Annotated in this window: 26 protein-coding genes; 9 read left to right on the top strand and 17 right to left on the bottom strand. The window is 64.6% G+C overall.

The genetic code is table 11. The features are described 5' to 3' along the window. Positions 1 to 49 precede the first annotated feature (49 nt). Positions 50 to 544, top strand: coding sequence for a DUF2141 domain-containing protein (locus OVY48_RS15020; protein WP_037472144.1), 495 nt, complete (start codon positions 50 to 52; stop codon positions 542 to 544). A gap of 10 nt (positions 545 to 554) precedes the next feature. After that, positions 555 to 1,523, top strand: coding sequence for a diacylglycerol/lipid kinase family protein (locus OVY48_RS15015; protein ID WP_096061083.1), 969 nt, complete (start codon positions 555 to 557; stop codon positions 1,521 to 1,523). 167 nt (positions 1,524 to 1,690) lie between these two features. On the opposite strand, the gene xth is transcribed toward OVY48_RS15015, so the two are convergent. The 6 genes from xth to OVY48_RS14985 all read right to left on the bottom strand — a co-directional run bounded on the left by xth (position 1,691) and on the right by OVY48_RS14985 (position 7,713). Continuing rightward, the gene (gene xth / locus OVY48_RS15010) at positions 1,691 to 2,467 is read right to left on the bottom strand and encodes an exodeoxyribonuclease III (RefSeq protein WP_313923383.1); all 777 of its coding nucleotides are present in this window, start codon (positions 2,465 to 2,467) and stop codon (positions 1,691 to 1,693) included. A 50-nt stretch (positions 2,468 to 2,517) separates the two neighbouring features. Then, positions 2,518 to 2,844 carry an iron-sulfur cluster insertion protein ErpA gene (erpA, locus tag OVY48_RS15005; RefSeq protein WP_313923382.1) on the bottom strand — a complete coding sequence of 109 codons (327 nt, stop codon included), beginning with the start codon at positions 2,842 to 2,844 and terminating at the stop codon, positions 2,518 to 2,520. A 78-nt stretch (positions 2,845 to 2,922) separates the two neighbouring features. Further along, positions 2,923 to 3,651, bottom strand: a complete 729-nt coding sequence (locus OVY48_RS15000) for a M23 family metallopeptidase (protein ID WP_083217133.1) — start codon at positions 3,649 to 3,651, stop codon at positions 2,923 to 2,925. A gap of 107 nt (positions 3,652 to 3,758) precedes the next feature. Next, positions 3,759 to 4,568: a ferritin-like domain-containing protein gene (locus tag OVY48_RS14995; RefSeq protein ID WP_313923380.1), complete on the bottom strand. Its 810-nt coding sequence runs from the start codon at positions 4,566 to 4,568 to the stop codon at positions 3,759 to 3,761. After that, positions 4,565 to 5,026: a thioredoxin-dependent thiol peroxidase gene (gene bcp, locus OVY48_RS14990; protein ID WP_313924797.1), complete on the bottom strand. Its 462-nt coding sequence runs from the start codon at positions 5,024 to 5,026 to the stop codon at positions 4,565 to 4,567. The genes OVY48_RS14995 and bcp overlap by 4 nt, the downstream gene beginning before the upstream one ends. Next, complete coding sequence (locus OVY48_RS14985; protein WP_313923378.1) at positions 5,026 to 7,713, bottom strand: bifunctional [glutamine synthetase] adenylyltransferase/[glutamine synthetase]-adenylyl-L-tyrosine phosphorylase; 2,688 nt, start codon at positions 7,711 to 7,713, stop codon at positions 5,026 to 5,028. The genes bcp and OVY48_RS14985 overlap by 1 nt, the downstream gene beginning before the upstream one ends. Before the next feature lie 93 nt (positions 7,714 to 7,806). On the opposite strand from OVY48_RS14985, the gene OVY48_RS14980 reads away from it, so the two are divergent. Next, complete coding sequence (locus OVY48_RS14980) at positions 7,807 to 7,992, top strand: hypothetical protein (RefSeq protein ID WP_313923377.1); 186 nt, start codon at positions 7,807 to 7,809, stop codon at positions 7,990 to 7,992. A gap of 88 nt (positions 7,993 to 8,080) precedes the next feature. Beyond that, positions 8,081 to 8,404 carry a hypothetical protein gene (locus OVY48_RS14975; RefSeq protein ID WP_313923376.1) on the top strand — a complete coding sequence of 108 codons (324 nt, stop codon included), beginning with the start codon at positions 8,081 to 8,083 and terminating at the stop codon, positions 8,402 to 8,404. Positions 8,405 to 8,407: 3 nt separating this feature from the next. On the opposite strand, the gene OVY48_RS14970 is transcribed toward OVY48_RS14975, so the two are convergent. Continuing rightward, the gene (locus tag OVY48_RS14970; protein ID WP_069066084.1) at positions 8,408 to 9,280 is read right to left on the bottom strand and encodes a neutral zinc metallopeptidase; all 873 of its coding nucleotides are present in this window, start codon (positions 9,278 to 9,280) and stop codon (positions 8,408 to 8,410) included. Between the two features lie 146 nt (positions 9,281 to 9,426). Here OVY48_RS14970 and OVY48_RS14965 point away from each other — a divergent pair, with 146 nt between their 5' ends. Further along, a complete protein-coding gene (locus tag OVY48_RS14965; RefSeq protein ID WP_069066083.1) occupies positions 9,427 to 10,617 on the top strand; it encodes a patatin-like phospholipase family protein in 1,191 nt (396 codons plus the stop codon). Beyond that, positions 10,614 to 11,405, top strand: coding sequence for a 3-hydroxybutyrate dehydrogenase (locus OVY48_RS14960; protein ID WP_313923375.1), 792 nt, complete (start codon positions 10,614 to 10,616; stop codon positions 11,403 to 11,405). The genes OVY48_RS14965 and OVY48_RS14960 overlap by 4 nt, the downstream gene beginning before the upstream one ends. Positions 11,406 to 11,424: 19 nt before the next feature. Here the strand turns inward: OVY48_RS14960 and OVY48_RS14955 are convergent, their stop codons facing one another. Genes OVY48_RS14955 through OVY48_RS14945 form a run of 3 tightly spaced genes read right to left on the bottom strand, consistent with a single transcriptional unit; the run spans position 11,425 to position 12,109 of the window. Continuing rightward, entirely contained in the window at positions 11,425 to 11,706 is a 282-nt protein-coding gene (locus OVY48_RS14955; RefSeq protein ID WP_037475024.1) for a hypothetical protein, read from the bottom strand. A 3-nt stretch (positions 11,707 to 11,709) separates the two neighbouring features. Next, positions 11,710 to 11,838: a hypothetical protein gene (locus OVY48_RS14950; RefSeq protein WP_255245595.1), complete on the bottom strand. Its 129-nt coding sequence runs from the start codon at positions 11,836 to 11,838 to the stop codon at positions 11,710 to 11,712. A gap of 28 nt (positions 11,839 to 11,866) precedes the next feature. Further along, complete coding sequence (locus OVY48_RS14945; protein ID WP_313923374.1) at positions 11,867 to 12,109, bottom strand: hypothetical protein; 243 nt, start codon at positions 12,107 to 12,109, stop codon at positions 11,867 to 11,869. A gap of 240 nt (positions 12,110 to 12,349) precedes the next feature. On the opposite strand from OVY48_RS14945, the gene OVY48_RS14940 reads away from it, so the two are divergent. Next, on the top strand, positions 12,350 to 13,705 hold the full coding sequence (locus OVY48_RS14940) for an amidohydrolase (protein WP_313923373.1): 1,356 nt from the start codon (positions 12,350 to 12,352) through the stop codon (positions 13,703 to 13,705). 30 nt (positions 13,706 to 13,735) lie between these two features. On the opposite strand, the gene OVY48_RS14935 is transcribed toward OVY48_RS14940, so the two are convergent. The 7 genes from OVY48_RS14935 to OVY48_RS14905 all read right to left on the bottom strand — a co-directional run bounded on the left by OVY48_RS14935 (position 13,736) and on the right by OVY48_RS14905 (position 18,315). Further along, positions 13,736 to 14,131: a PIN domain nuclease gene (locus OVY48_RS14935; RefSeq protein WP_313923372.1), complete on the bottom strand. Its 396-nt coding sequence runs from the start codon at positions 14,129 to 14,131 to the stop codon at positions 13,736 to 13,738. Beyond that, the gene (locus tag OVY48_RS14930) at positions 14,128 to 14,322 is read right to left on the bottom strand and encodes a type II toxin-antitoxin system VapB family antitoxin (RefSeq protein WP_313923371.1); all 195 of its coding nucleotides are present in this window, start codon (positions 14,320 to 14,322) and stop codon (positions 14,128 to 14,130) included. The genes OVY48_RS14935 and OVY48_RS14930 overlap by 4 nt, the downstream gene beginning before the upstream one ends. Before the next feature lie 100 nt (positions 14,323 to 14,422). Beyond that, a complete protein-coding gene (locus OVY48_RS14925) occupies positions 14,423 to 15,412 on the bottom strand; it encodes a nucleotidyltransferase family protein (RefSeq protein WP_313923369.1) in 990 nt (329 codons plus the stop codon). Beyond that, positions 15,409 to 16,272 (bottom strand): HprK-related kinase A, encoded by an 864-nt coding sequence (locus tag OVY48_RS14920; protein ID WP_313923368.1) that lies wholly within the window; start codon positions 16,270 to 16,272, stop codon positions 15,409 to 15,411. The genes OVY48_RS14925 and OVY48_RS14920 overlap by 4 nt, the downstream gene beginning before the upstream one ends. Further along, on the bottom strand, positions 16,269 to 16,556 hold the full coding sequence (locus OVY48_RS14915) for an HPr-rel-A system PqqD family peptide chaperone (RefSeq protein ID WP_313923367.1): 288 nt from the start codon (positions 16,554 to 16,556) through the stop codon (positions 16,269 to 16,271). The genes OVY48_RS14920 and OVY48_RS14915 overlap by 4 nt, the downstream gene beginning before the upstream one ends. 62 nt (positions 16,557 to 16,618) lie before the next feature. Beyond that, positions 16,619 to 17,779 carry a glycosyltransferase gene (locus tag OVY48_RS14910; RefSeq protein WP_313923366.1) on the bottom strand — a complete coding sequence of 387 codons (1,161 nt, stop codon included), beginning with the start codon at positions 17,777 to 17,779 and terminating at the stop codon, positions 16,619 to 16,621. 110 nt (positions 17,780 to 17,889) lie between these two features. Beyond that, entirely contained in the window at positions 17,890 to 18,315 is a 426-nt protein-coding gene (locus OVY48_RS14905) for a hypothetical protein (protein ID WP_069066074.1), read from the bottom strand. Between the two features lie 101 nt (positions 18,316 to 18,416). Between OVY48_RS14905 and OVY48_RS14900 the strand changes: the two genes are divergently transcribed. Together OVY48_RS14900 and OVY48_RS14895 are read left to right on the top strand one after the other, a co-directional pair. Continuing rightward, entirely contained in the window at positions 18,417 to 19,703 is a 1,287-nt protein-coding gene (locus OVY48_RS14900; RefSeq protein WP_313923365.1) for an ATP-binding protein, read from the top strand. A gap of 105 nt (positions 19,704 to 19,808) precedes the next feature. After that, on the top strand, positions 19,809 to 20,858 hold the full coding sequence (locus OVY48_RS14895) for a substrate-binding domain-containing protein (RefSeq protein ID WP_313923364.1): 1,050 nt from the start codon (positions 19,809 to 19,811) through the stop codon (positions 20,856 to 20,858). Positions 20,859 to 20,861 lie beyond the last annotated feature (3 nt).

Raw genomic sequence — 20,861 nt, 5'->3', positions numbered from 1 at the left:
GGGGCTCGCCATCCGGCCCATGCCGGTGGCTATAGCTTCCAGGAGTCTGATGGTCATGATAAAAGTTGCAATGGGTTTGATGTCGGGAGCAGCGCTGGTCGCTGCGACGCCCGCATTCGCCCATGGCCAGGAAATTGCCAATGATCTGGACCGTTGCGCGGCAAGCGCCAGCGGACCGGCAGTGCTGGTCGATGTACGCGGTTTTGCCGCCGCCACCGGCAAGGTGCGCGTCCAATCCTATCCCGGCACCAAGGCCGCCTGGCTGAACAAGGGTCAATGGCTGCACCGCATCGATACCGCGGTGCGTCCCGCCAACGGTGCCATGCGATTCTGCATGCCGGTGCCGCAGCCGGGCAAATATGGCATCGCCGTGCGGCATGACCGCAACGGCAATGGCAAGACCGACATTTCCAGCGACGGCGGCGGGTTTTCCAACAATCCGTCGATCAGCATCTTCAACCTGGGCAAGCCCGGTGTCGAGAAAGCCGCTTTCTATGCCGGTCCCGGCGTGACGAAAATCACGATCACCCTCAAATATATGTGACCCCAAAGCCATGGTTTGCGTCGCCCTCCTGTCCAATCCCAAATCCACGGGCAACCGGCAGTCGCTTCCGCGCGTGCGCAGCTATTGCGCAAGCAACCCCGACATCTTCCATTATGAAGTGGAGCATGTCGAACAGATCGGCCGCGCATTTCAGACCATCGCCCGCGTCGATCCGGTCGTCATCGTCATCAACGGCGGCGACGGGACGGTGCAGGCGTCGCTGACCGAACTCTATCAGGGTGAGCATTTCAAGGGCCGGGTGCCGCCGATCGCGGTGCTGCCCAATGGCAAGACCAACCTGATCGCGCTGGATCTGGGCATCCATGGCGACCCGATCAAGGCGCTGGAGCGGATCGTCGCGATCGCCAAGGCGGGCGTGGACGATCATGTCGTTGCGCGGGAGCTTATTGCCCTGTCGGACGGACAGGTCGGCAGCCGCCCGGTGCTGGGCATGTTCCTGGGCGGCGCGGGGCTGGCCGACTATATGCTTTATTGCCGCAACCAGATTTATCCGCTGGGGCTTTCCAATGGCCTGAGCCACTTCATCACCGCGATGGCGGTGCTGGTGTCGCTGCTGTTCGGCATCAGCGCCCGTTTCCTGCCGCCATCGAGCAAGCCGGTCAGCATCTCGCTGATCCGCGACGGCCAGTTGGTCGGGCGTTTTTCAGTGCTGATCGTCACAACGCTCGAACGGTTGCTGCTGGGCGTACAGCCGGGCGACAGTCGGCGCGGCAATATGAAATTGATGGCCGTGGACCAGAATTTGCCGGCGCTGTTGCGGCTGATGTGGGCCAGCATCTTCAAGCGGGTGGGCAAGCGGCAGATGCAGGGCATCCACCTGGAACAGGGCGACACCATCCGTATCGAAGGCAATCATAGCAGCGTGATACTGGACGGCGAATTGTTCGAAGCGTCGGAGGGCAAGCCGATCGTGCTGCGATCGACCCAGCCGGTGCCGTTTTTGCGGTTGGCGGCGTGATAGTCTGATCGTTGACGGCTACCCTGCCAATGCCATTCGCCGTCATGCCGGACCTCGACCCGGCATCCATTCGCTCTGCGGTCGAGCGTCATGGAGAAGTTGAGGCCAATGCATCCCGCATCAAGTGCGGGATGACGGCGGTGCGTAGGATGGTCGGCGTCCCCGCTTCAAGCGTCGCGTAATTCCACCCAGGTTGGGGCATGATCGCTGGCTTTTTCCCGGCCGCGAAAGTCCCGGTCTACCTGTGCGTCGATCAGGCGGTCGGCGGCGGCGGGGCTTAGGAGCAGATGATCGATGCGGAAGCCTGCGTCGCGTGGCCAGCTGTTCATCTGATAATCCCAGAAGGTCCATACGCCGCCCGCAGGGTGGCGGCTGCGCAGCGCGTCGGTCCAGCCATCGGCCAGCATGCGGCGATAGGCGGCGCGACTTTCGGGCTGCATCAGCGCGTCGTTTGCCATCGCCTTGACGGAATAGGTGTCATCGTCGCGGGGAATGACATTATAGTCGCCTGCCAGGATCGCGGGCACTTCCTCCGCCCATATTTCGGCGGCGCGGGTGCGCAGGCGCTGCATCCAACGGAGTTTATAATCGAATTTGGGGCCGGGCTGCGGATTGCCGTTGGGAAGGTAGATGCTGGCGACGCGTACGCCCTTCACATCAGCCTCCAGATAGCGGCTATGCTCATCCTCCGGCTCGCCGTCGAGGCCGCGCCGGACTTCGACCGGACTTTCGCCGCGCGCGAGGATGGCGACGCCATTGAAGCCCTTTTGCCCGTGCCAGATCACGCCATAGCCGGCCTCTTCGATATCCTTGACCGGGAAGGTTTCGTCGGAGGTCTTGATCTCCTGCAGGCAGGCGATGTCGGGCCGCGTTTCGTCCAGCCATTCCAGCAGGCGCGGCAGCCGCGCTTTGATGCCGTTGATGTTGAAGGTGGCGATACGCATGGACGATTCTCCTCGTCCCCGTCCCTAGAGGCTGGAACGGCGCTTGGCTATCAGACCGAGAAGCTGGTGCCGCAGCCGCAACCGGCGGTCGCATTGGGGTTGGTCACCTTGAAGGCCGCGCCGCCCAGGTCCGAGACGAAATCCACCGCTGATCCGCGGACCAGGTCGAGGCTCACGTCATCAACCACCAACGTCACGCCGTCGCGCTCGACCGATATATCCTCGGCATCGATCTGATCGGCGAGGCCGAACCGATATTGGAAGCCCGAACAGCCGCCCCCCTCCACGGCCAGCCGCAGGATCGCGGGCTTGCCCTGCTTGGCAGCGATCGCGGCGACACGCGCGGCGGCAGACGGGGTGATATCAATGTCGGTCATGGACCTTAGATAGGATCAAGCAAAAGGCCCGGCAACCCATGGGGCGCCCGGCCTTTTGCGAAAGTCGAAAAAGGGCAATCAATCGGCCGCTTTTTCCTGCGCCGTGGTCGGGCCGCCCATGGCGACCGGCGGCTTGGTGTTGGCTGCGACCAGATAGTCGGGACCGGCAACGAAGGGGATGGGGTTGATCGCAGCGCCATCGACGCGGACTTCATAATGAAGGTGGCTGCCCGTGGAACGGCCGGTCGAGCCCATGAGGCCGATGACCTGGCCGCGCTTCACATAGCTGTTGGCTGCAACGACCAGCTTCGACATATGGCCGTAGCGCGTTTCCATGCCGCCACCATGCGATATCTGGACGAGGTTGCCGTAGCCGCTGGCCCAGCCGGAGCGGCTGACGATGCCGTCGGCGGTCGCGTAAATGGGGGTGCCGACGGGACCGGGAATGTCGATGCCCTTGTGCATACGGGCGCGGCCATTGAACGGATCCGAGCGGGTGCCGTAGTTGGAGGTAAGCGAAAGTTTTTCGACCGGGCGGCCCGACGGGATGTAGGCGGTCGCCTTGGGCGTGCCATCCATGCGCTGCAGGCTGGAGAAGATGTTGGAGAAGGCGAGATCGACCGCGGCAGGCGTGGTCGCCGCCGCGTCGGTCACTTCGCCATAAGGATCGTCATCTTCGGTCGCGTGCGCGGGCATCGCCGCGCAGAGCGTTCCGACCATTGCGATGCTTCCAAAAATTTTCGCGGCTTTCGCTGCACTCTGGAACAAATTGGATGCACCAGCATTGATCGATTGAAGAAACAGCATGCCGACCCCGACTTATGTCACCGCAGGCTTGATTGCCCGTCGGCGCTTCCCGTGTTTTTCTTGGCGACCTAGATCGCCCCCGCCAGACATAGACTGCAAATTGGCGGTCAGGTTGCAAGCGCGGCGTAGAATTCGTGGGTCAAACCGGCCTGTCGACGCGCCGAGTCGTTGAACGGCGGCTTAACGCTGCCCCGAAAATGGCGTTTCACCAGCATTTGGTAATGAATCGGTGGATTTAGGTTCCTTCGGTTCGCCTCCGTGACAAACCAGTTCGTCCCGGCTTGGACATGGCGAATCTCGTCGACGAGGATGCGCTCAAGGATTTTAACAGTGGGCGCGTCGCCTGCCTGGTCGAAGCGCGCGACCGTCGCGGGCGTGATGTCGAGCGCGCGCGCCTCCAGCACCATGGGCACGATGGCGAGGCGGGCGAGCGCGTCTTCCGCTGTTTCGGTGGCCGCCTGCCACAGACCGTCATGCGCAGGCAGCGCGCCATAATGACTGCCCATCTGGCGCAACCGCCGGTCGAGCAAGGCGAAATGCATCGCTTCGTCCGCGCCGACGCGCATCCATTCGTCGGTGAAGGCCGGCGGGAACTGGCTGCCGAAGCGGCCGATCAGGTCGAAAGCCAAGTCGATTGCGACAAATTCGATATGGGCGAGCGCGTGGATCATGGCGATCCGCGCCCGTTCCGACCCGATCTTGCCGCGCCGGGGCATCTGGGCTGGCGGCAGCAGTTCAGGCGTGGCCGGGCGCGCGGGTCGATCGGGCATGGCCACATCGAAATCATGGGCCAGATGTCCGAGCCGCCACGCCCGCGCGGTCGCGCGGGCGGCCATGAGCTTGGCGATGGGATCGGCGGTCAGCAGGACATGGGCACAGGCGGCGCCCACGCTGGTAACGCCAGCAGGCAGGCTCAAAGTGCCTGCGCCGCCTCAAGCACCTCCTGCGCGTGGCCCTTGACCTTCACCTTGAGCCAGACACGCTGCAGGCGGCCATCGGCGTCGAACAGGAAGGTGTCGCGCTCGATGCCCATATAAGAGCGGCCATACATGGATTTTTCGACCCAGGTGCCGAAGGCTTCGCACAGCGTACCTTCCTCGTCGGAGGCCAGGATCACCGACAGGCCATATTTGTCGGCGAATTTGCGCAGCTTGGCGGGCTTGTCCTTCGACACGCCGACGACCGGGACGCCCGCCGCCGCAAATTCGTCGGCCAGCGCGGTGAAATCCTTGGCTTCGTTGGTGCAGCCCGGCGTGTCCGCCTTGGGATAGAAATAGACGACGAGCGGCTTGCCTGCATAGCGGTCCAGCGTGAACTCCACGCCATCGGCATCCTTGATCGTCCCCGTGGGGATGGCGTCGCCCTGTTGCAGCATCATATATCCTCCGAATAGGGCGCGGCGAGCGCGGCCCAGGCCTGGCCGACGCTTTGCCGCGCCTGCGCATAGCTTTCAAGCAGACTGTCCCAATGGTCAGCCCCGCAGGCGCGCGCGACGAGCGGACGGGTCGCTTCGGCCGGTTCGGTCGATCCGGGCGCGACGAGACGCGAGACGACGAGATAGCGGGTAATGAGGTCATGCGCGGCGATGAGATCGGCGGGCAGATGCCCCGCAGCGACGAGGTCCGCGAGCGCTTTGCCCAGATCCGGGTCGAACGCCATGCCGTAACGAAATTGCGAGACGTGGATTAGAAATTCGAGATCGACCAGGCCACCGGGCACCAGCTTGACGTCGAGGTCGCTGGCAGGCGGCTTGTGGGTGGCGATGTCCCGCCGCATCTGCACCGCCTGCCGCGCCAGTTCATCGAAGTCGCGGGGCCGGTGCAATGTTTCGGCGAGGATGGCGTTCAGCGCGGTGCGGGCTTCGGGCGATCCGAACACCGGCCGGGCGCGGGTGAGCGCCAGATGCTCCCAGGTCCAGGCGGCTTCGCGTTCATATTTGGCGAAACTGTCGAAGCTGACCGCCAGCAGTCCCTGCGCACCGGATGGCCGCAGCCGGGTATCGACCTCATAGAGCGGGCCAGAGGCGGTATGGACCAACAGCGCATTGGTGACGCGCTGGGCGAGGCGATTGAAATAGAGCGTCGCACCGAGCGGTCGGGCACCGTCGGACTCGGTCTGAAAATCGCCGGTGAAGAGATAGATGAGATCAAGGTCGGAGGCATGGGTCAGTAAGCCGCCGCCCATCCGGCCCAGCGCCAATATGACCAACTCGCCGCCCAGCACCCGGCCATGGGCGGATTCGAACTCGGTGATGGTGGCATTGGCCAATGTCTCGATCGCAGCCTCGGCCACGCGGCCATAGCCGCGCGCGGCTTCGAGCGGATCGCCGCCACGGATGATCTGTACCCCCAGCGCGAAGCGGCGATCGCCCACCCGCTGGCGCACGCGGTCGAGCAGTGCCTGATAATCCTCGCCCGGCTCCAGCGCGCCAAGCTGGGCGGTAAGCCCTTCAACCGAGGGCGGCGGGTCGAAGGCGGTGGCGTCGATCAGCCCGTCGATCAGTTCGACCCGGCGCGCGAGCGCATCGGCCAGCGTTGGGGCATGGCTTAGTATCTCGGCAAGCAGTTCGACCAAAGCCGGGCGAGCGGCAAGCAGTTTGAAGAAATTGATCGCACTCGGCAGCCGGGCGATCATGTCGTCGAGCCGGTTGAGCGCGCGGGCGGTATCGGGTGCCTTGGCTATCGCGCGCATCAGGCCGGGTAGCAGCGCTTCCAGCGCCTCGCGCGAGGGGCCGCTGCGCAGCGCGCGGATCGTGCCGCCGCGCCAACGGGCGATGCGGGCGAGCGGTGTGTCAGCATCGACAAAACCCATGGCGAGCAGTTGGTCCTTCAGCCGATCCTCGTCATGCGAGAGCGATGTGTCATCGGTCTGCGGGGTAAGCCGGTCATAATTGCGGCCGACCCACTCGACATGCGGTGTCAGCAGGTCGAGCAGCGCCGGACCATCGGCAAGGCCGTGCAGCCGCGCGACATTGTCGAGCGCTGCGTCGCTCTTGGGCAATTCGTGGGTCTGGAGGTCCTCGACCATCTGGAGGCGATGCTCGATGGTACGCAGGAGGATGTAAGCGGCATCGAGCCGCGCCGCGACGTCGGGTTCTATCACGCCCGCGTCGGCCAGTGCGCTAAGCGCTTCGCGCGTGTTGCCTGACCGCAGCGCGGGGTTGCGCCCGCCATGGATCAACTGATGCACCTGCGCGAAAAATTCGACTTCGCGGATGCCGCCACGGCCCCGCTTCAAGTCATAGCCCAGGCCGAACGCCTGTCCCTGCGCATAATGGTCGCGGATGCGGCGGCTGATGTCGACGATGGCGTCGATCGCGCCGAAGTCGAGGCTGCGCCGCCACACGAAGGGGCGGATCTGGCGCAGGAAATAGTCGCCCAGTTCCATGTCGCCCGCCGCAGCACGCGCACGGATGAAGGCGGCCTGTTCCCAGCCGACCGCCATCGATTCATAATAGCCGATCGCCGCCTCCACCGGCAGCGCGATCGGCGTCGCTTCGGGTGACGGGCGCAGCCGCAGATCGACGCGAAAGACATAGCCGTCGCCATCGGGTGCGCTCAGCAACTCTGTCATCCGCCGCGCGATCCGCACGGCGGCATCGGCGACATCCTCTCGATCGCGATGCGGCAGGGTCGCCGGATCGTAGAGGAGAATCGGGTCGATGTCGGAGGAATAATTGAGTTCGCGACTGCCATGCTTGCCAAGCGCCAGCACGACGAAGCCGCGATGGGGCATGTCAGGATAGCGTTCCTGCATGGCGGCGGCGAGCGCCTCTTCCAGCGCGGTGTCGGCAAAGTCGGACAAAGTGCGGGTGACCCGGTCCAGATCCCACGCCCCCGACAGGTCGGCGGCCGCAACGGTCAGGGCGATGGCGTTGCGCCGCCGCCGCAGCGATCGGGCCACCCCGTCCTCCGGGCTACCCGCCGCATGGGCCATGGCCAGCGCGGCGTCGAAATCCCCGGTCGCGAGGCAATCGGCCAGGGTCGGCAAGCGATCCACCACCCGCGCCAAAAAGGGCGAATGTGCCCGTATCCGTGCTTGTGTCTGCGGCCAGTCCGTCACGCACTCTCTCCCGTCTTTGCGCGGGCTATCGCGTGACCATGCGACGAATGCCAGCAACTTTTTGGCCCGACGACCGTTCTGTGGATTATGGAAATGCAGCGCAAATATGCTTGCCGATCGGCAATCGGTGGAGACGGCGACAAAGGCCGGATCGTCACCGTGGCGCTGCCCGCCCCTTATGAGGGGATCGGCAATGCCTTGCGCAAGACCTACAGCCCGCCGCGAGACAGTTTGCCCGACGATATGATGGCGCTGCTCAAGAAGCTCGACCATCATTGAAATGGTTCGTCGCCTAGTAAGGCAGCAGTTTCTTTACCTCTGATCCCTAATAGCAGACGGCATTATCGTCGGGATTTGGGACGGCTCCATGCTCTATCGCAACTTTGCCATTGCCACCTTGTTGGGCGCGCCCTTGCTTGTCATGGTCGTGGAAGCGGTGGTGCCCAAGTCGCAACCTGCAGCGGAGACCAGCGCGGCGACGGCGGCCCCCGCGCCAGTCACGCCGGTCCCGCCATCACCTCCCATCGTCATGCCTCAAGCGCCACCCGTCGCGGCGATGCCCGATTATGGCCAGCCGCTTCCGGGCGCGGGCCAGCCGCTGATCGTGCCCAGTTCAAATATGCCCACGACAGCCAGCGGGCCGATCTTTTCGTCCCGTTCCGCGCCGCCGGGGTCGCCCAACGCGGAATGACCGTCAGATCGCGCCGCTGAACGTGTCGCACTGAGCGGGGTCGCCGGTCGACAGGCCTTTGCGTAGCCAGACCATGCGCTGTTCGCCGCTGCCATGCGTAAAGCTCTCAGGCACGGGTCGACGCCCGGCCGCCTTTTGCAGCGTGTCATCGCCGATCGCTTCGGCGGCGCGCATGCCTTCTTCCAGATCGCCCGCTTCCATCAAATTGGTATCGCGCGCGGCCCAGACGCCGGCATAACAGTCGGCCTGTAACTCCATCTTGACCTGGAGCGCATTGCCTTCCGCCTCGCTGGCCCGGCTTTGGGCGGCGCGGACCTTCTCGGCGGTGCCGGTAATGGTCTGGATATGATGCCCTACCTCATGCGCTATGATATAGCCGATCGGGAAGTCGCCCGGCGCGTTGAAGCGACTTTCCATCTCGTTGAAGAAGTCGGTGTCGATATAGATGCGCTGATCGGCCGGGCAGTAGAATGGTCCCATGGCCGATTGTGCCGCACCGCAGCCCGACTGGCCGTTCTGCGTGTAGAAGACCAAGGTGGGCGGCGGATATTGCTGCCCCTCTGCCTCGAAGATGTCCGCCCAGCGGCGCTCGGTGGATCCCAGCACCTTCAGCGAGGTGCGCTGGATGTCCGTCAGTTCGGTCGTCGCCGGGCGCTCCGTCTGAACAGACTGGCCACCACCACCGCCGCCGATCAGGCTGAGCGGGTTCATGCCCATCACCACCATGATGACCAACACCACGGCGATGCCGCCACAGCCAAAGCGGCTGCCGATCAGCGGCAACAACATGCCGAGGCCTCCGCCAAGGCCGCCGCCTCCGCCCCGGCCGTCCTGCACTTCGAAATTGCCGCTTTCCTGTTCGTCGTCGAGCCGCATGATGCCCTCCCTCTCGTCATCGCGGCCTACGCGATTCCCTGACGGCTGGAAACCACCGCAAGGGTCATGCGGTTGCAAGGCGGTGAATAATTTACCTGCTACTATGCGTTGGATTGCCAGGCCTAAACCCTATATTGCAGTGCGACATGGCTGACAGTGATCCCCCCATCCACCCCAAGCCGCTGCGCCGTGCGCGCACGCCGCTCCCCCTTCCCCGCGAAGTCGCGCTGTTGCTGCAGGGCGGCGGTGCGCTGGGTTCCTTCCAGTCCGGCGCTTATGAGCGACTCGACGAACTGGGCGTGGACGTCACCTGGGTCGCGGGGATTTCGATCGGCGCGATCAACGCGGCGATCATCGCGGGGAACGAACCGCACCGCCGGATCAGCCGTCTCAAGAAATTCTGGTATACGGTGTCGGGCGGCATGCCGAACATCATCCTGCCCGAAATCGACCAGATCCGCGAGGCAATGCATCTGCTCGCCGCGGGCACAGTGGCCAGTTTCGGCGTGCCGGGCATGTTCCGCCCCCGCCTGTGGCCCGCGACTTTGATGCCCGAAGGCACGGCAGGTGCGATCAGCTTCTATGACAGCGCGCCGCTCAAGGAGACGCTGGACGCCTGCGTCAATTGGGATCTGCTCAACGACGGCCCGGTGCGCTTGTCGGTCGGCGCGGTCGATGTCGAGACCGGCAATTTCGCCTATTGGGATACGCGCGGCCCCGGCGGCAATACGCGGATCGACGCGCGGCACATCATGGCGTCGGGCGCGCTGCCCCCTGGCCTGCCGCCGATCGAGATTGACGGGCGCTGGTATTGGGACGGGGGCATCGTGTCGAACACGCCGCTCGCCCATGTGCTCGATCACCAGACCGACGACATGCTGGTATTCCAGGTCGACCTCTTCCCCGCCGAAGGGCCGATGCCGCGCCACATGACCGACGTCTATTCGCGGGCGAAGGATATTCAATTTTCCAGCCGTACCCGCCAGGTGACCGACCAATATCTGCGGCTGCGGCGCGAGCATGGCGCGATCAAGGCGTTGCTCGACAAGCTGCCGCCCGCCTTGCAGGGCGAACCGGAAGCGCAGACGCTGCGCGACATCCTCGATGTCGGGTCGGTCAACATCGTCCACCTCATCTACCGCACGCGCGACTGGGAAAGCGGGGCGAAGGACTTTGAATTTTCGCGCTCGACCATGCTCGACCATTGGGCGCAGGGTCGCGATGCCGTCGAGGAAGTGATGCACAAGGGCGACCTGATCGCGCGCAACATCCTGAATGGCAAGAGTTCGACCTTTGACCTCGACGCCCCCGATCATCTCAAGGAGAAAAAGGCATGAGCAAGTCCCTGACAGGTAAGACCGCCCTCATTACCGGTTCGACGTCGGGCATTGGCCTCGCTTATGCCAAGGTGCTGGCGGGCGAAGGCGCGAATGTCGTCATCAACGGCTTTGGCGATGCCGATGCGATCGAGAAGGAACGGCTGGAACTGGAATCGCTGAGCGGTGTCAAGGCGCTCTATAGCGGCCATGACCTGACCAAGGCCGACGAGATCGAGGCGATGATGGCGCAGGCGGCGGAGGCCTTTGGCGGGGTCGATATCCTGATCAACAATGCCGGTACGCAGCATGTGTCGCCGGTCGAGGATTTTCCGGTCGACAAATGGAACCTGATCATCGCGCTCAACCTGACCAGCGCCTTCCACACGACCCGGCTGGCCGTGCCCTATATGAAGTCGAAGAAATGGGGGCGGATCATCCAGACGGCAAGCGCGCACAGCAAGGCGGCGTCGCCGTTCAAGAGCGCTTATGTCACCGCCAAGCATGGTTTGGCTGGCTTCACCAAGACGGTCGCGTTGGAAGTCGCGACGTTCGGGATCACCGCCAACTGCATTTCGCCGGGCTATGTCTGGACGCCACTGGTCGAGAACCAGATTCCCGACACGATGAAGGCGCGGGGCATGACGCGCGAGCAGGTCATGAACGACGTGCTGCTGGCGGGACAGCCGACCAAGGAGTTCGTGACGGTGGAACAGGTCGCGGCCATGGCTCTGTTCCTGTGCAGCGACGCCGCTGCGAACATCACCGGCGCGAATATGAGCATCGATGGGGGTTGGACGGCGCAATAAAGCGCCGTCGCCGGTTCGTTCAGGCGGCCGCTGGCTCCAGCAGGCGCAGCACCGATTGCAGGCCATCTTCGCTGGCGGTCGCCAGCGGAAGTGGCCGGTCGGACAGGCCGTCATGTTCGCTGTTGAGGAACAGGATCGCGGCGGAAGCGCCTAGTGCCTCGATGGCAAGGCGCGTGACGCGACCTTGCCGTTCCGCCGCATCGGGTGCGAGGCGCACGGCGTTGCGGGGCGTGAAACGTCGGCCGGGCGCGGTGCGCGCGGGCGTTGGCGTGGCGGCGGCGTCAGGTGTTTGCGTCGTCATCGATCAGCTCTTCAACGTCACGATGCCGACCGGCGCAGGCTTGCTGGATGGGTTGGACGCATTGGCCTTGGGCGGTTTTTCCGCCTTGGGTTTGCGCACTTCCTTGTTCGATTTCTTCTGGCTCTTGGCCATCGTCCATTCCTTCGATTAGGGGAAAAGGTCAGCCGGCCGCGCGCGCGGCGGCTTCGTCTTCGGCCTGAAATTCTGCGACGATGGCTTCATCTTCGCTCGCGACCGTGCGGGTTGCGCGGCGGCGTTCGGCATTGGCGGCGAGCGCCGCTTCCTTGCCCCAGGCATCGGCAGCGGCAAGCGCGATCCGGCGGGTGTTGGGCAAGGTTTCCGACTGCGAACGGGCGATATGGAGCGACTGCTGGGTGAGGCAGAATGCCGATGTCTGGGCCATGGATCAGGCTCCTAGTGCGAGGAATGGGGCGTTGGTGGCGGCAGGGCCAAAATCAGGGCCAAAAAAGGAGAAGTGCCGCAGGGAGGACGATCATCGGGCCGCGTCGTGCGACGGATCGTTCCTTTCACATGTGAAATAGTCTCTTATGCGCAAGTTTACAAGGGCAGCCTTGGAAACAGCCCCTTTTTAACCGGCGCAAAATAGGCTTATGCTCCCCCGATCCAAGGGAGACATATCAGCATGCGCCACGCGCTTACGGCCATCATGGCCGCCGTCAGCTTTTCGTCCATTGCCACGGCCCAGACCACGGATGCCCCCGTCGCCGCAGCGCCGCCGGCGCAAAGCGAGATCGGTGCGGCGATCGCCAAGGATATGGACGGGCTGATGGCGCTCTATCGCGACCTGCATGCCAACCCCGAACTGTCTGAAAAGGAAGTCAACACCGCCGCCAAGCTCGCCAAGCGGTTGAAGGCGATGAAATATGACGTGACCGAGAAGGTCGGCGGCACCGGCGTCGTGGCGGTGATGAAGAATGGGTCGGGGCCAGTGCTGCTGATCCGCGCCGATATGGACGGCCTGCCGGTGGTCGAGCAGACGGGGCTGGAATTTGCGTCCAAGGTCCGCACCAAGACGCCCGAAGGCGTGGAAACGGGCGTGATGCACGCCTGCGGCCACGACACGCACATGACCGCCTTCATCCAGACCGCCAAGCTGTTGGCGACGCGCAAGGATGACTGGAAAGGCACGCTGGTCATGATCCTGCAGCCCGCCGAGGAAGTCGGGCGCGGCGCGCGGCTGATGCTGGAAGACGGGCTTTACACGCGCTTCCCCCGGCCGACCCATGCCATCGCTTTCCATGATGCCGCCAATCTGGAGGCGGGCAAGATCGGCTATACGCCGGGCTTTGCGCTGGCCAATGTCGACAGCGTGGACATCCTCGTAAAGGGCGTCGGCGGCCATGGGGCCTATCCGCAAACGACCAAGGATCCGATCGTGTTGGGATCGCGGATCGTGGGGTCGCTGCAGACGTTGGTGAGCCGTGAGCAGGAGCCGCAAGACCCCGCCGTGGTGACGGTCGGCAGTTTCCAGGCCGGGGCCAAGCATAATATCATCCCCGACGAAGCCAAGCTGCTGCTGACGATCCGCAGCTATTCGGACGAGACGCGCGAGAAGCTGATCAAGGGGATCGAACGGATCGCGCGCGGCGAGGCGATTGCGGCGGGCATCCCGGACAACCGGATGCCGGTGGTGAGCGTGAAGGACGAGTTCACCCCGTCGACGTTCAACCCGCCCGAATTTGCCGAACAGATGGCAGGCGTGCTGAAAGCCCATTTCGCCGATGATCGGGTGGTCAAGACCCCGGCGGTGATGGGGGGCGAGGATTTCGGACGATTTTATCGCGCGGACAAGAGCATCAACAGCTTCATCTTCTGGGTCGGTGGCGTGCCGGCCGACAAGATGGCGGCGGCCGCTGCGGGACAGGCGACGCTTCCGTCACTCCACAGTCCCTTCTGGGCACCGCAGGCCGACAAGGTGATCGCCTCGGCAAGCGAGGCGATGACGGTGCTGGCGCTAGATATATTGAAGGAGAAATAGGGGAGCGGGGCTTAGCGCCGCATCCTGCTTCTAGGCCATCGCGGTCCTCAACCCCAGATGCGCTACGAAGGGATCAAAGTCACGATCGCTGAAAAGCAGCGCATGGCCGTCGCGGATGCATCGGGTGGCGATCAGCGTATCGATCGTCTTGCGGACAGTGATGCCCAATGCGCGGAGGTGGCGGAAGTGCCGAGCAGCATCGACCGCCACCTCCGCTCCGCCGATGATGATCACATCCATAGTCAGGAGCAGGCGGCGGACTCGATCGAACTCCCGGTCGGCACTAATGCCCTGTAATATTTCAGCGAGAATGAGATCGCCGAACAGCAAGGGTTCCCGTCCCAGCAGAGTGTCGAGACGGTCGACTTGTGGCGTCGCGATGCCGCGAAAATAGTCGATCCAGACGCTGCTATCGACGAGGATCATCCGTCGCAGCGCTGGGCGTCAAGATCACCGTCCCAGTCGATCGCGCCGCGCAACGACCGCAATTCCGCTTGCTCGCTCAGGCGCAGCAGGGTGCGCAGCCCCTGTTCCACGGCCTCTTTCTTGGTCTTGATGCCGGTCGCGTGCATGGCCTGCGCCATGAGTTCGTCGTCAATTACGATATTGGTGCGCATGATGTGTATCCGATTAGAGAATCATACACATATCATGTCGGTAGAGCGGGAACAAGCAAGGCCCTTCGACAGGTTCAGGGCGAACGGAACAGCGAACATATCATGTCGGCCGGTGGCCCTTGCGCCATTTGGTCCAGAGGTGGCGGGCGAGCATCAGGGGGGGCATGCGGAGCCAGTGGGAGCGCAGGAAGAAGGCGAAGACGAGCGCCTTGCGGGTTTCGCGGCCCCAGCCGTCGCGGGCGAGGAGGCGGGCGCGGACGAGGCGGTCCCACAGAGTCAGGCGTGCGCCGTCGCCATAGAGCGCCAGCGCCAGCCGCCGCGCCTGCTGCACATGGGCGCGCAGGCCGTGGTGGGCGGCGCGCTGGTCCAACAGGCTCGGATCGCATTCGGCTAGCAGGCCATATATGTCCCACAGGTTGCGCAGCCCGCCTTGGAGATCCCCGTCGGCCAGCATATGCGCGGCGGCGTGACAGACGCGGTCTTCCGCCGAGAGCATATATAACCCGTCGGCTATTGGTTCAGCGTCAACGATCAGCGCCGCTGCATCGGGCTTGGGACGGGCGGTGAGCGGCAGGATGGTGTGATGCACATCGATCATCCGGTCGCGGGTGCGGTGGATCATCGGGGGGAGTTCGTGCATCCACTGGCGATAATAGGCGTCGTCATAGGCGTCTTCCTTCACCCATTCCCAGCCCGCCGCGATCAGCGCCTGCTCGACCGCCGCGAGCCGGTCGCGCGGCACGAGTATGTCGAGGTCGCCGATGAAGCGCCCCTGCCCGGCACGCAGTCCGGCCGCTGCATAAGCGGTGCCCTTGAGCAGGATGACCCGCACGTCGAGGGGACGCAGCGCCTGGACCGCGCGGTCGGCTTCCCACAGGGCTTGGCGCGCTTCGCGGGCTGCGTCGGTGCGCGCGTCGGCGAGGATCGGTTGCACCGCTGGCGGCACGGCGACGTCGGCGAGGCGGAAGGCCAGCGTGCCGATCAGCCGTTCGGCGCGGGCTGCGGCGATCAGGCCGTTCCAGCCGGTTGCATCGAGTGTCGTGACGGACGCGGGGTCGCGCAGCGCGCTTACCAACAGCGCGGCGCTCATGCCCGCTCCTCCCACAGCCGTTCCACCATGGCGATGGCGTCCTCACCGGTGGGGAAGTCGATGGCGCGGGCAGGAACGTCGCGCACGAAGCGGGTCAGGGCGGCGAAGGCGGGTTCGCCGAGCGCGACATAGTTGGTCGAGGCCTGGGTCAGACGCATGAAGATTTCGCCCTGCCCGACCGGACGGATATCGGCGGCATGGCCGAAGCGAGGGAAGAGCAGCAGGGCGGGCATCGCCCCCTCCCCCATGCGCGCGACGGCATCGGCGCGGGGGACCATGTGGCGGATGTCGCCCTTGGCGGTCGCGGCGAGTAGTGGACCCATGCGGGCTTGCCCGACCGTATCGGCGACGACCTCGATCGCGCGGTTCTTGAGGCTGACAAGGCGGGGAAATGGCAGGATCGCGCCACTGTCGAGATCGAGCAGGGCAAATTCGTCGCCCATGAAGCGCCAGCCGCGCTCGCCCAGCAACGCCGCCAGGGTGGATTTGCCCGACCCCGACTCGCCGGTCATCACCAGCACGCGGCCGTCCTTTTCGACGCTCGATGCGTGGAGCAGCAGATGCCGTCGCCAGCCGAGCGCCATCTGGAGGTTCATACCCATCTCCGCCGCCAGCAGACCGTGGGACAGACTCATCGGCGCGGCATCGGCAAGGCCATGGTCGCCGGTGATGAAGATGGAAGGGCGGACCCAGCGGCGCACCATGCTGGTCGGCTGGAGCCGGACGGTGAAGTCGGCGATTTGTTCCGTCACATCGGGATAGGCGGCGTAGAGGTGTTGCAACTGCGCGATCGGCTGGGGCCAGGCCGAACCGATACGGAAAGTGGCGGGGCCGATGCGCAGGGTCAGCGCGTGGTTCATGCCGGACGCACCAGGCCGAGCGCGGCCAGCGCATAGAGATGGGTGGCGATTTCAGCGAGCGCTTCGTCGGCGGGGCCGAGGTCGAAGTCCTGCGCTAGTCGGTCATGCAACGCCTGCGCGGTGACGGGGGTGCCGTCGGCCATGCGGTCGAGCAGTTCGGGCACGGGGCTGATGACCATATGGGTCTGGCCCGACCGGCGATGATAGAGCAGCGTCAGATCTTCGAGCGCGCAACTGAGCAGCGCGTCGGCCGGATCGCGTCGATAGGATAGGCTGTTGTCCATAGTCCGGCACCCTGCTGCTTTGGCTCCCTCTAGCGCGGAAGCGTAGCCAAGTGCCTAACGTATCAGCGCAGGGCTGGCGATGGCAGGGCGTGGGTTTCGGGGCGATCGGCGAGAGCGGCGAAGGCGCGCCAATAGCCGTCGAGCGCACGATCGACATGATGGTCGCGCACGGCGGCGGCGAGCGTTGAGGGGTCGGCGGGCTGGCGCAGCGCGCGTTCGATGGCGCGGGCGAAGGCGACGGCGTCGCCGGTTGGCACCGGGGGATGCTGGGCGGCGGCGGCGAGAACCGGGTGGATGTTGGGCGTGCTGTCGGTCGCGACCACACCCGCACCGCAAGCCAGGGCTTCGATCAGGGTGGCGCAGAGGCCTTCCCAACGAGAAGGCTGGAGCAGCAGGTCGGCGTGGCCCATCAGGGCGGCGAGTTCATGTGGGTCGCTGATAAAGCCGGTGAAATGCACGCGGTCGGCGATGCCTAACGTGGCGCATTGCTGCTGGAGGGCGGCGCGCAGTGGCCCTTGGCCTGCGATCGTCAACTGCCAGTCGCAATGGGGGAGCAGCGCCAAGGCTTCGAGCGCCGTTGCCTGATCCTTCTGTGCGGTCAGGCGGCCTACCATCAGCAGGCGCACGGGCGCGGCGGGATCGCGGGGCAAGCGGGCGGCGCGGGCCTGATCCATCATGGGGGTGACGGTCGGACGGGAGAGCAGGCGCACGGGGCCACTGTCGGCCAGCAGGGCGCGGTCATGCTGGCCCATCACGATCGTCAGGGCGCTGAGCCGCGCGATCGTGCGGAAGCGGACAAGCCGGGCCTGGGCCGCTACGCCGTGGCTGCCGGGGCGCTGGATCGGGTTGGAAATCCGTGCGACCGCCTGTGTCGCAGTACCCAGCGCAGCGAGCGCGACCAGCATATTGCTCTGGTTGCCCGCCGAATAGAGGATGTCGGGACGATGACGCCGGACCAGTCGGGCGAGTGCTGGCCATTGCGCGATCATCGCCAGCCGCCGGTTGCCGCCCGGCGCGGGAAGGCGGCGGACGGTCAGCGCCGGGTCGATAAGATGCGCCGTTGGTCCATCGGTGCGGGTCATCCACAGTTCGACGCGAACGCCGCGACGCAGAAGATGATTGGCAAGCAGGATCGCGACCCGATCAAGCCCGCCATCGCCCGGCTCGTAGAGATAGACTGCGACCGACAGGGCATGCGCCGGGGATTGGCGGAAGTGGAACATGGGGCTGCCCTTGCGTTGGATCGAACCTTCGCAGGTTCGACGTCCTCAACGCGGCGAAGCCGTATTCGTCCTGATCGCTACAGGTATCGTAGTCGCGGAAAAGCGGCGCTTCAGCGCGGCATCTGCAGCGAGGCGTAGCAGGTGAAGCCGCTCTGCCCCGATTGGAGGCGGCGGATATAATTGAGATAGGCCTGGTTCTGCTGATAGCTGGTGCCAGGCAGCGGACGGCCTCGCAGGGCTTGCTTCACCTGTTCGCCGGTGAAGCTGCGCCCCGTGCCGGGAAAAGCGCCGGGGGTGCCCGCAGGCACCACATGCCCGTTGGGCGCGATGAAATTGCCAGCGCGGCCATTGTCGGGCACGGGGATTGTGCAGTTCAGGACCGAGGCGGCGGTGTTGGCGAGCGCGGGGCGGATCGAGACGATGGCGGACGCCGCCATGGCCCCGCCCATCAACAGTTGGCGACGCGAGGCGACGGCCGGTTCAGCGGCGGTTTCGTCCATCTGGGGACCGTCCTGATCGGGCATCTGCTCGCTCATATCGTCCTGTTCCGCATCTCGCGCTTGCCAAAGCGTAATGATTGCACGCTATTGGGCTTAGGTCTTCGCAGTGTTTGCGCGACAAATCCAGTGCGGTAACCATGAATCGACTCAGCATTTCCCAGATCACCGCGTCGCTGGCCGTGCTTATGCTAGGCACGGGCGGCGCCTTGTTGCTTGGCGCTTCGCCCGTCGGCATTGCCCTGCCGATTCTGGCGGGGCTGGTCGTGTTGCTGATCGCGGCACACGGCCATGACCCGGAGCCGGACCAGCCCGCGCCGCCGCCCGAACAGCCCGACCTGATCGACCATCCCGATTTCCCGACATTGCTGGAAGGGATTTCCGATCCGCTGATGCTGGTGGAAAAGGGCAAGATCGTGCGCGCCAATCGGGCGGCGCAGCGGTTGCTGGGCGCGCACATAGAAGGCGACGATGCGCGGATCGCCATTCGTCATCCAGCTGCAGCCGAACGGCTGGCCAGCACCGCGCCGCTGGCCGATCCCTTCATGATCGAACTGGTGGGCCTCGGCAGTCGCGAGCAGCGCTGGCAGATGCGCGTGGCACCGGTGGGCGCGGTGACGTCGATGCGGCGGCTGGTGCATCTGGTCGATCATAGCGGCACCCATGCGGCGGAGCGGATGCGGGTCGATTTCGTCGCCAATGCGAGCCACGAACTGCGCACGCCGCTGGCCGGGATATTGGGCTTCATCGAGACGCTGGCCGACCCCGAACTGGGCAAGGACCATGAGACGCGGCAGCGTTTCCTCAAGATCATGGATGGCGAAGCGCGGCGGATGCAGAGGTTGATCGACGATCTCATCTCGCTTTCGCGGATCGAGGCGGAAAAATATCGGGCGCCAGATGGTGCTGTCGACCTGTCCGAACTGGTTGCCGAAGTGGTCGGCATATTCCGGTCCAGCCATGGGCCGCGCGGCCGCGATGTGGAGATGGAGATCGCCCATTCGCTGCCGCCCGTGCTGGGTGACCGCGCGCAATTGTCGCAGCTGGTGCATAATCTGATCGGCAATTCGGTGAAATATGGTCGGCCCGACACGCCGATCCGCGTCACGCTGACCGAGGGACCGAGCGGCATGACGCGGCTGGCCGTGGCGGACGAGGGCGAAGGCATAGGCCCCGATCACCTGCCGCGATTGACCGAGCGTTTCTATCGCGTCGATTCAGGCCGCAGCCGTGCGATGGGCGGCACGGGGCTTGGCCTCGCCATTGTCAAACATATTATCGAGCGGCATCGCGGTCGGCTGGATATTGCCAGCACGTTGGGCAAGGGCACGACGATCACCATATTGCTGCCGCCAGCGGCCGATGAAGGGGTGGCAAAGGCCGATGAACGAAGGCGGCCATCGGCGCTTTCGGGCACGGTGTCATGAAACTGCAACCTGACTGTCACAAAGGCGCGATGGTCCGCAGCTAGACGCTTGCTCCATGGGGGGCGGCGACATGCGAATCGCGGCCTTAGTTGATGGAGGTTTTCCGTGAAGAGATTCGCCTTGCTCGCCGCCACGGCGCTGAGCGTCCTTAGCCTGTCCGCTTGCGGCGATCAGGGCGGCGCGGGGGCGACCCGCGATCAGATCCGCGCGGTCGGTTCCTCCACCGTCTATCCCTTCGCCACGGCCGCATCCGAACTGTTCGTGCAGACCAATGCCGGCATGAAGTCGCCAATCATCGAATCGACCGGCACCGGCGGCGGCATGAAGCTGTTTTGCAGCGGCGTCGGCGCGCAATATCCCGACATCGCCAACGCCTCGCGCCGCATGAAGAAGGCCGAGTTCGACCTGTGCGCGGGGAATGGCGTCAAGGACATCATCGAAGTGCAGATCGGCGTCGATGGTCTGGCCTTTGCCGAAGCGAAGAATGGCCCTGGCTACAAGCTGACCCCCAAGATCGTCTATGAGGCGCTGGCCGCCAATCCTTATGGCAAGGGTCCGAACAAGACGCAGACCTGGAAGGATGTGGACCCCAGCCTGCCCGCCATCGCGATTTCGGTGTTCGGCCCGCCATCGACCAGCGGCACGCGCGATTCGCTCGCCGAGTTGATCCTGGAAAAAGGATGCCAGAGCGATCCGGCAATGGAAGCGCTCAAGGAAAAGAGCGAGGACGAATATAAGGCGACCTGCACCCGCGTGCGCGAAGACGGCAAATATGTCGATTCGGGCGAAAATGACAATCTGATCGTGCAGAAGCTGGGTGCGAATCCCAATGCGGTCGGCGTGTTCGGTTTCAGCTTCCTCGAAGAAAATCGCGCCACGCTGAAGGATATTCCGATCGACGGGATCGAAGCCTCCTATGAGACGGTGTCGTCGGGCCAATATCCTGGCGCGCGCCCGCTCTACATCTATGTGAAGAAGGCGCATATGTCCGCCATTCCGGGCCTTCAGGGCTTCTTGAACACCTTTGCGACCAATTGGGCGCCGGGCGGCGCACTCACCAAGCGCGGCATGGTCGCCGCGCCGGAGGATGTCCGCAAGGCGAACGAGCAAACCGTCAAGGCGCTGACCGTGCTTGACGGCGCGCAGCTGAAATAAGCG

This window comes from Sphingobium sp. SA2 (assembly GCF_032227065.1).
Lineage (GTDB): Bacteria > Pseudomonadota > Alphaproteobacteria > Sphingomonadales > Sphingomonadaceae > Sphingobium.
This window is presented reverse-complemented; position numbering and strand designations above follow the sequence as displayed.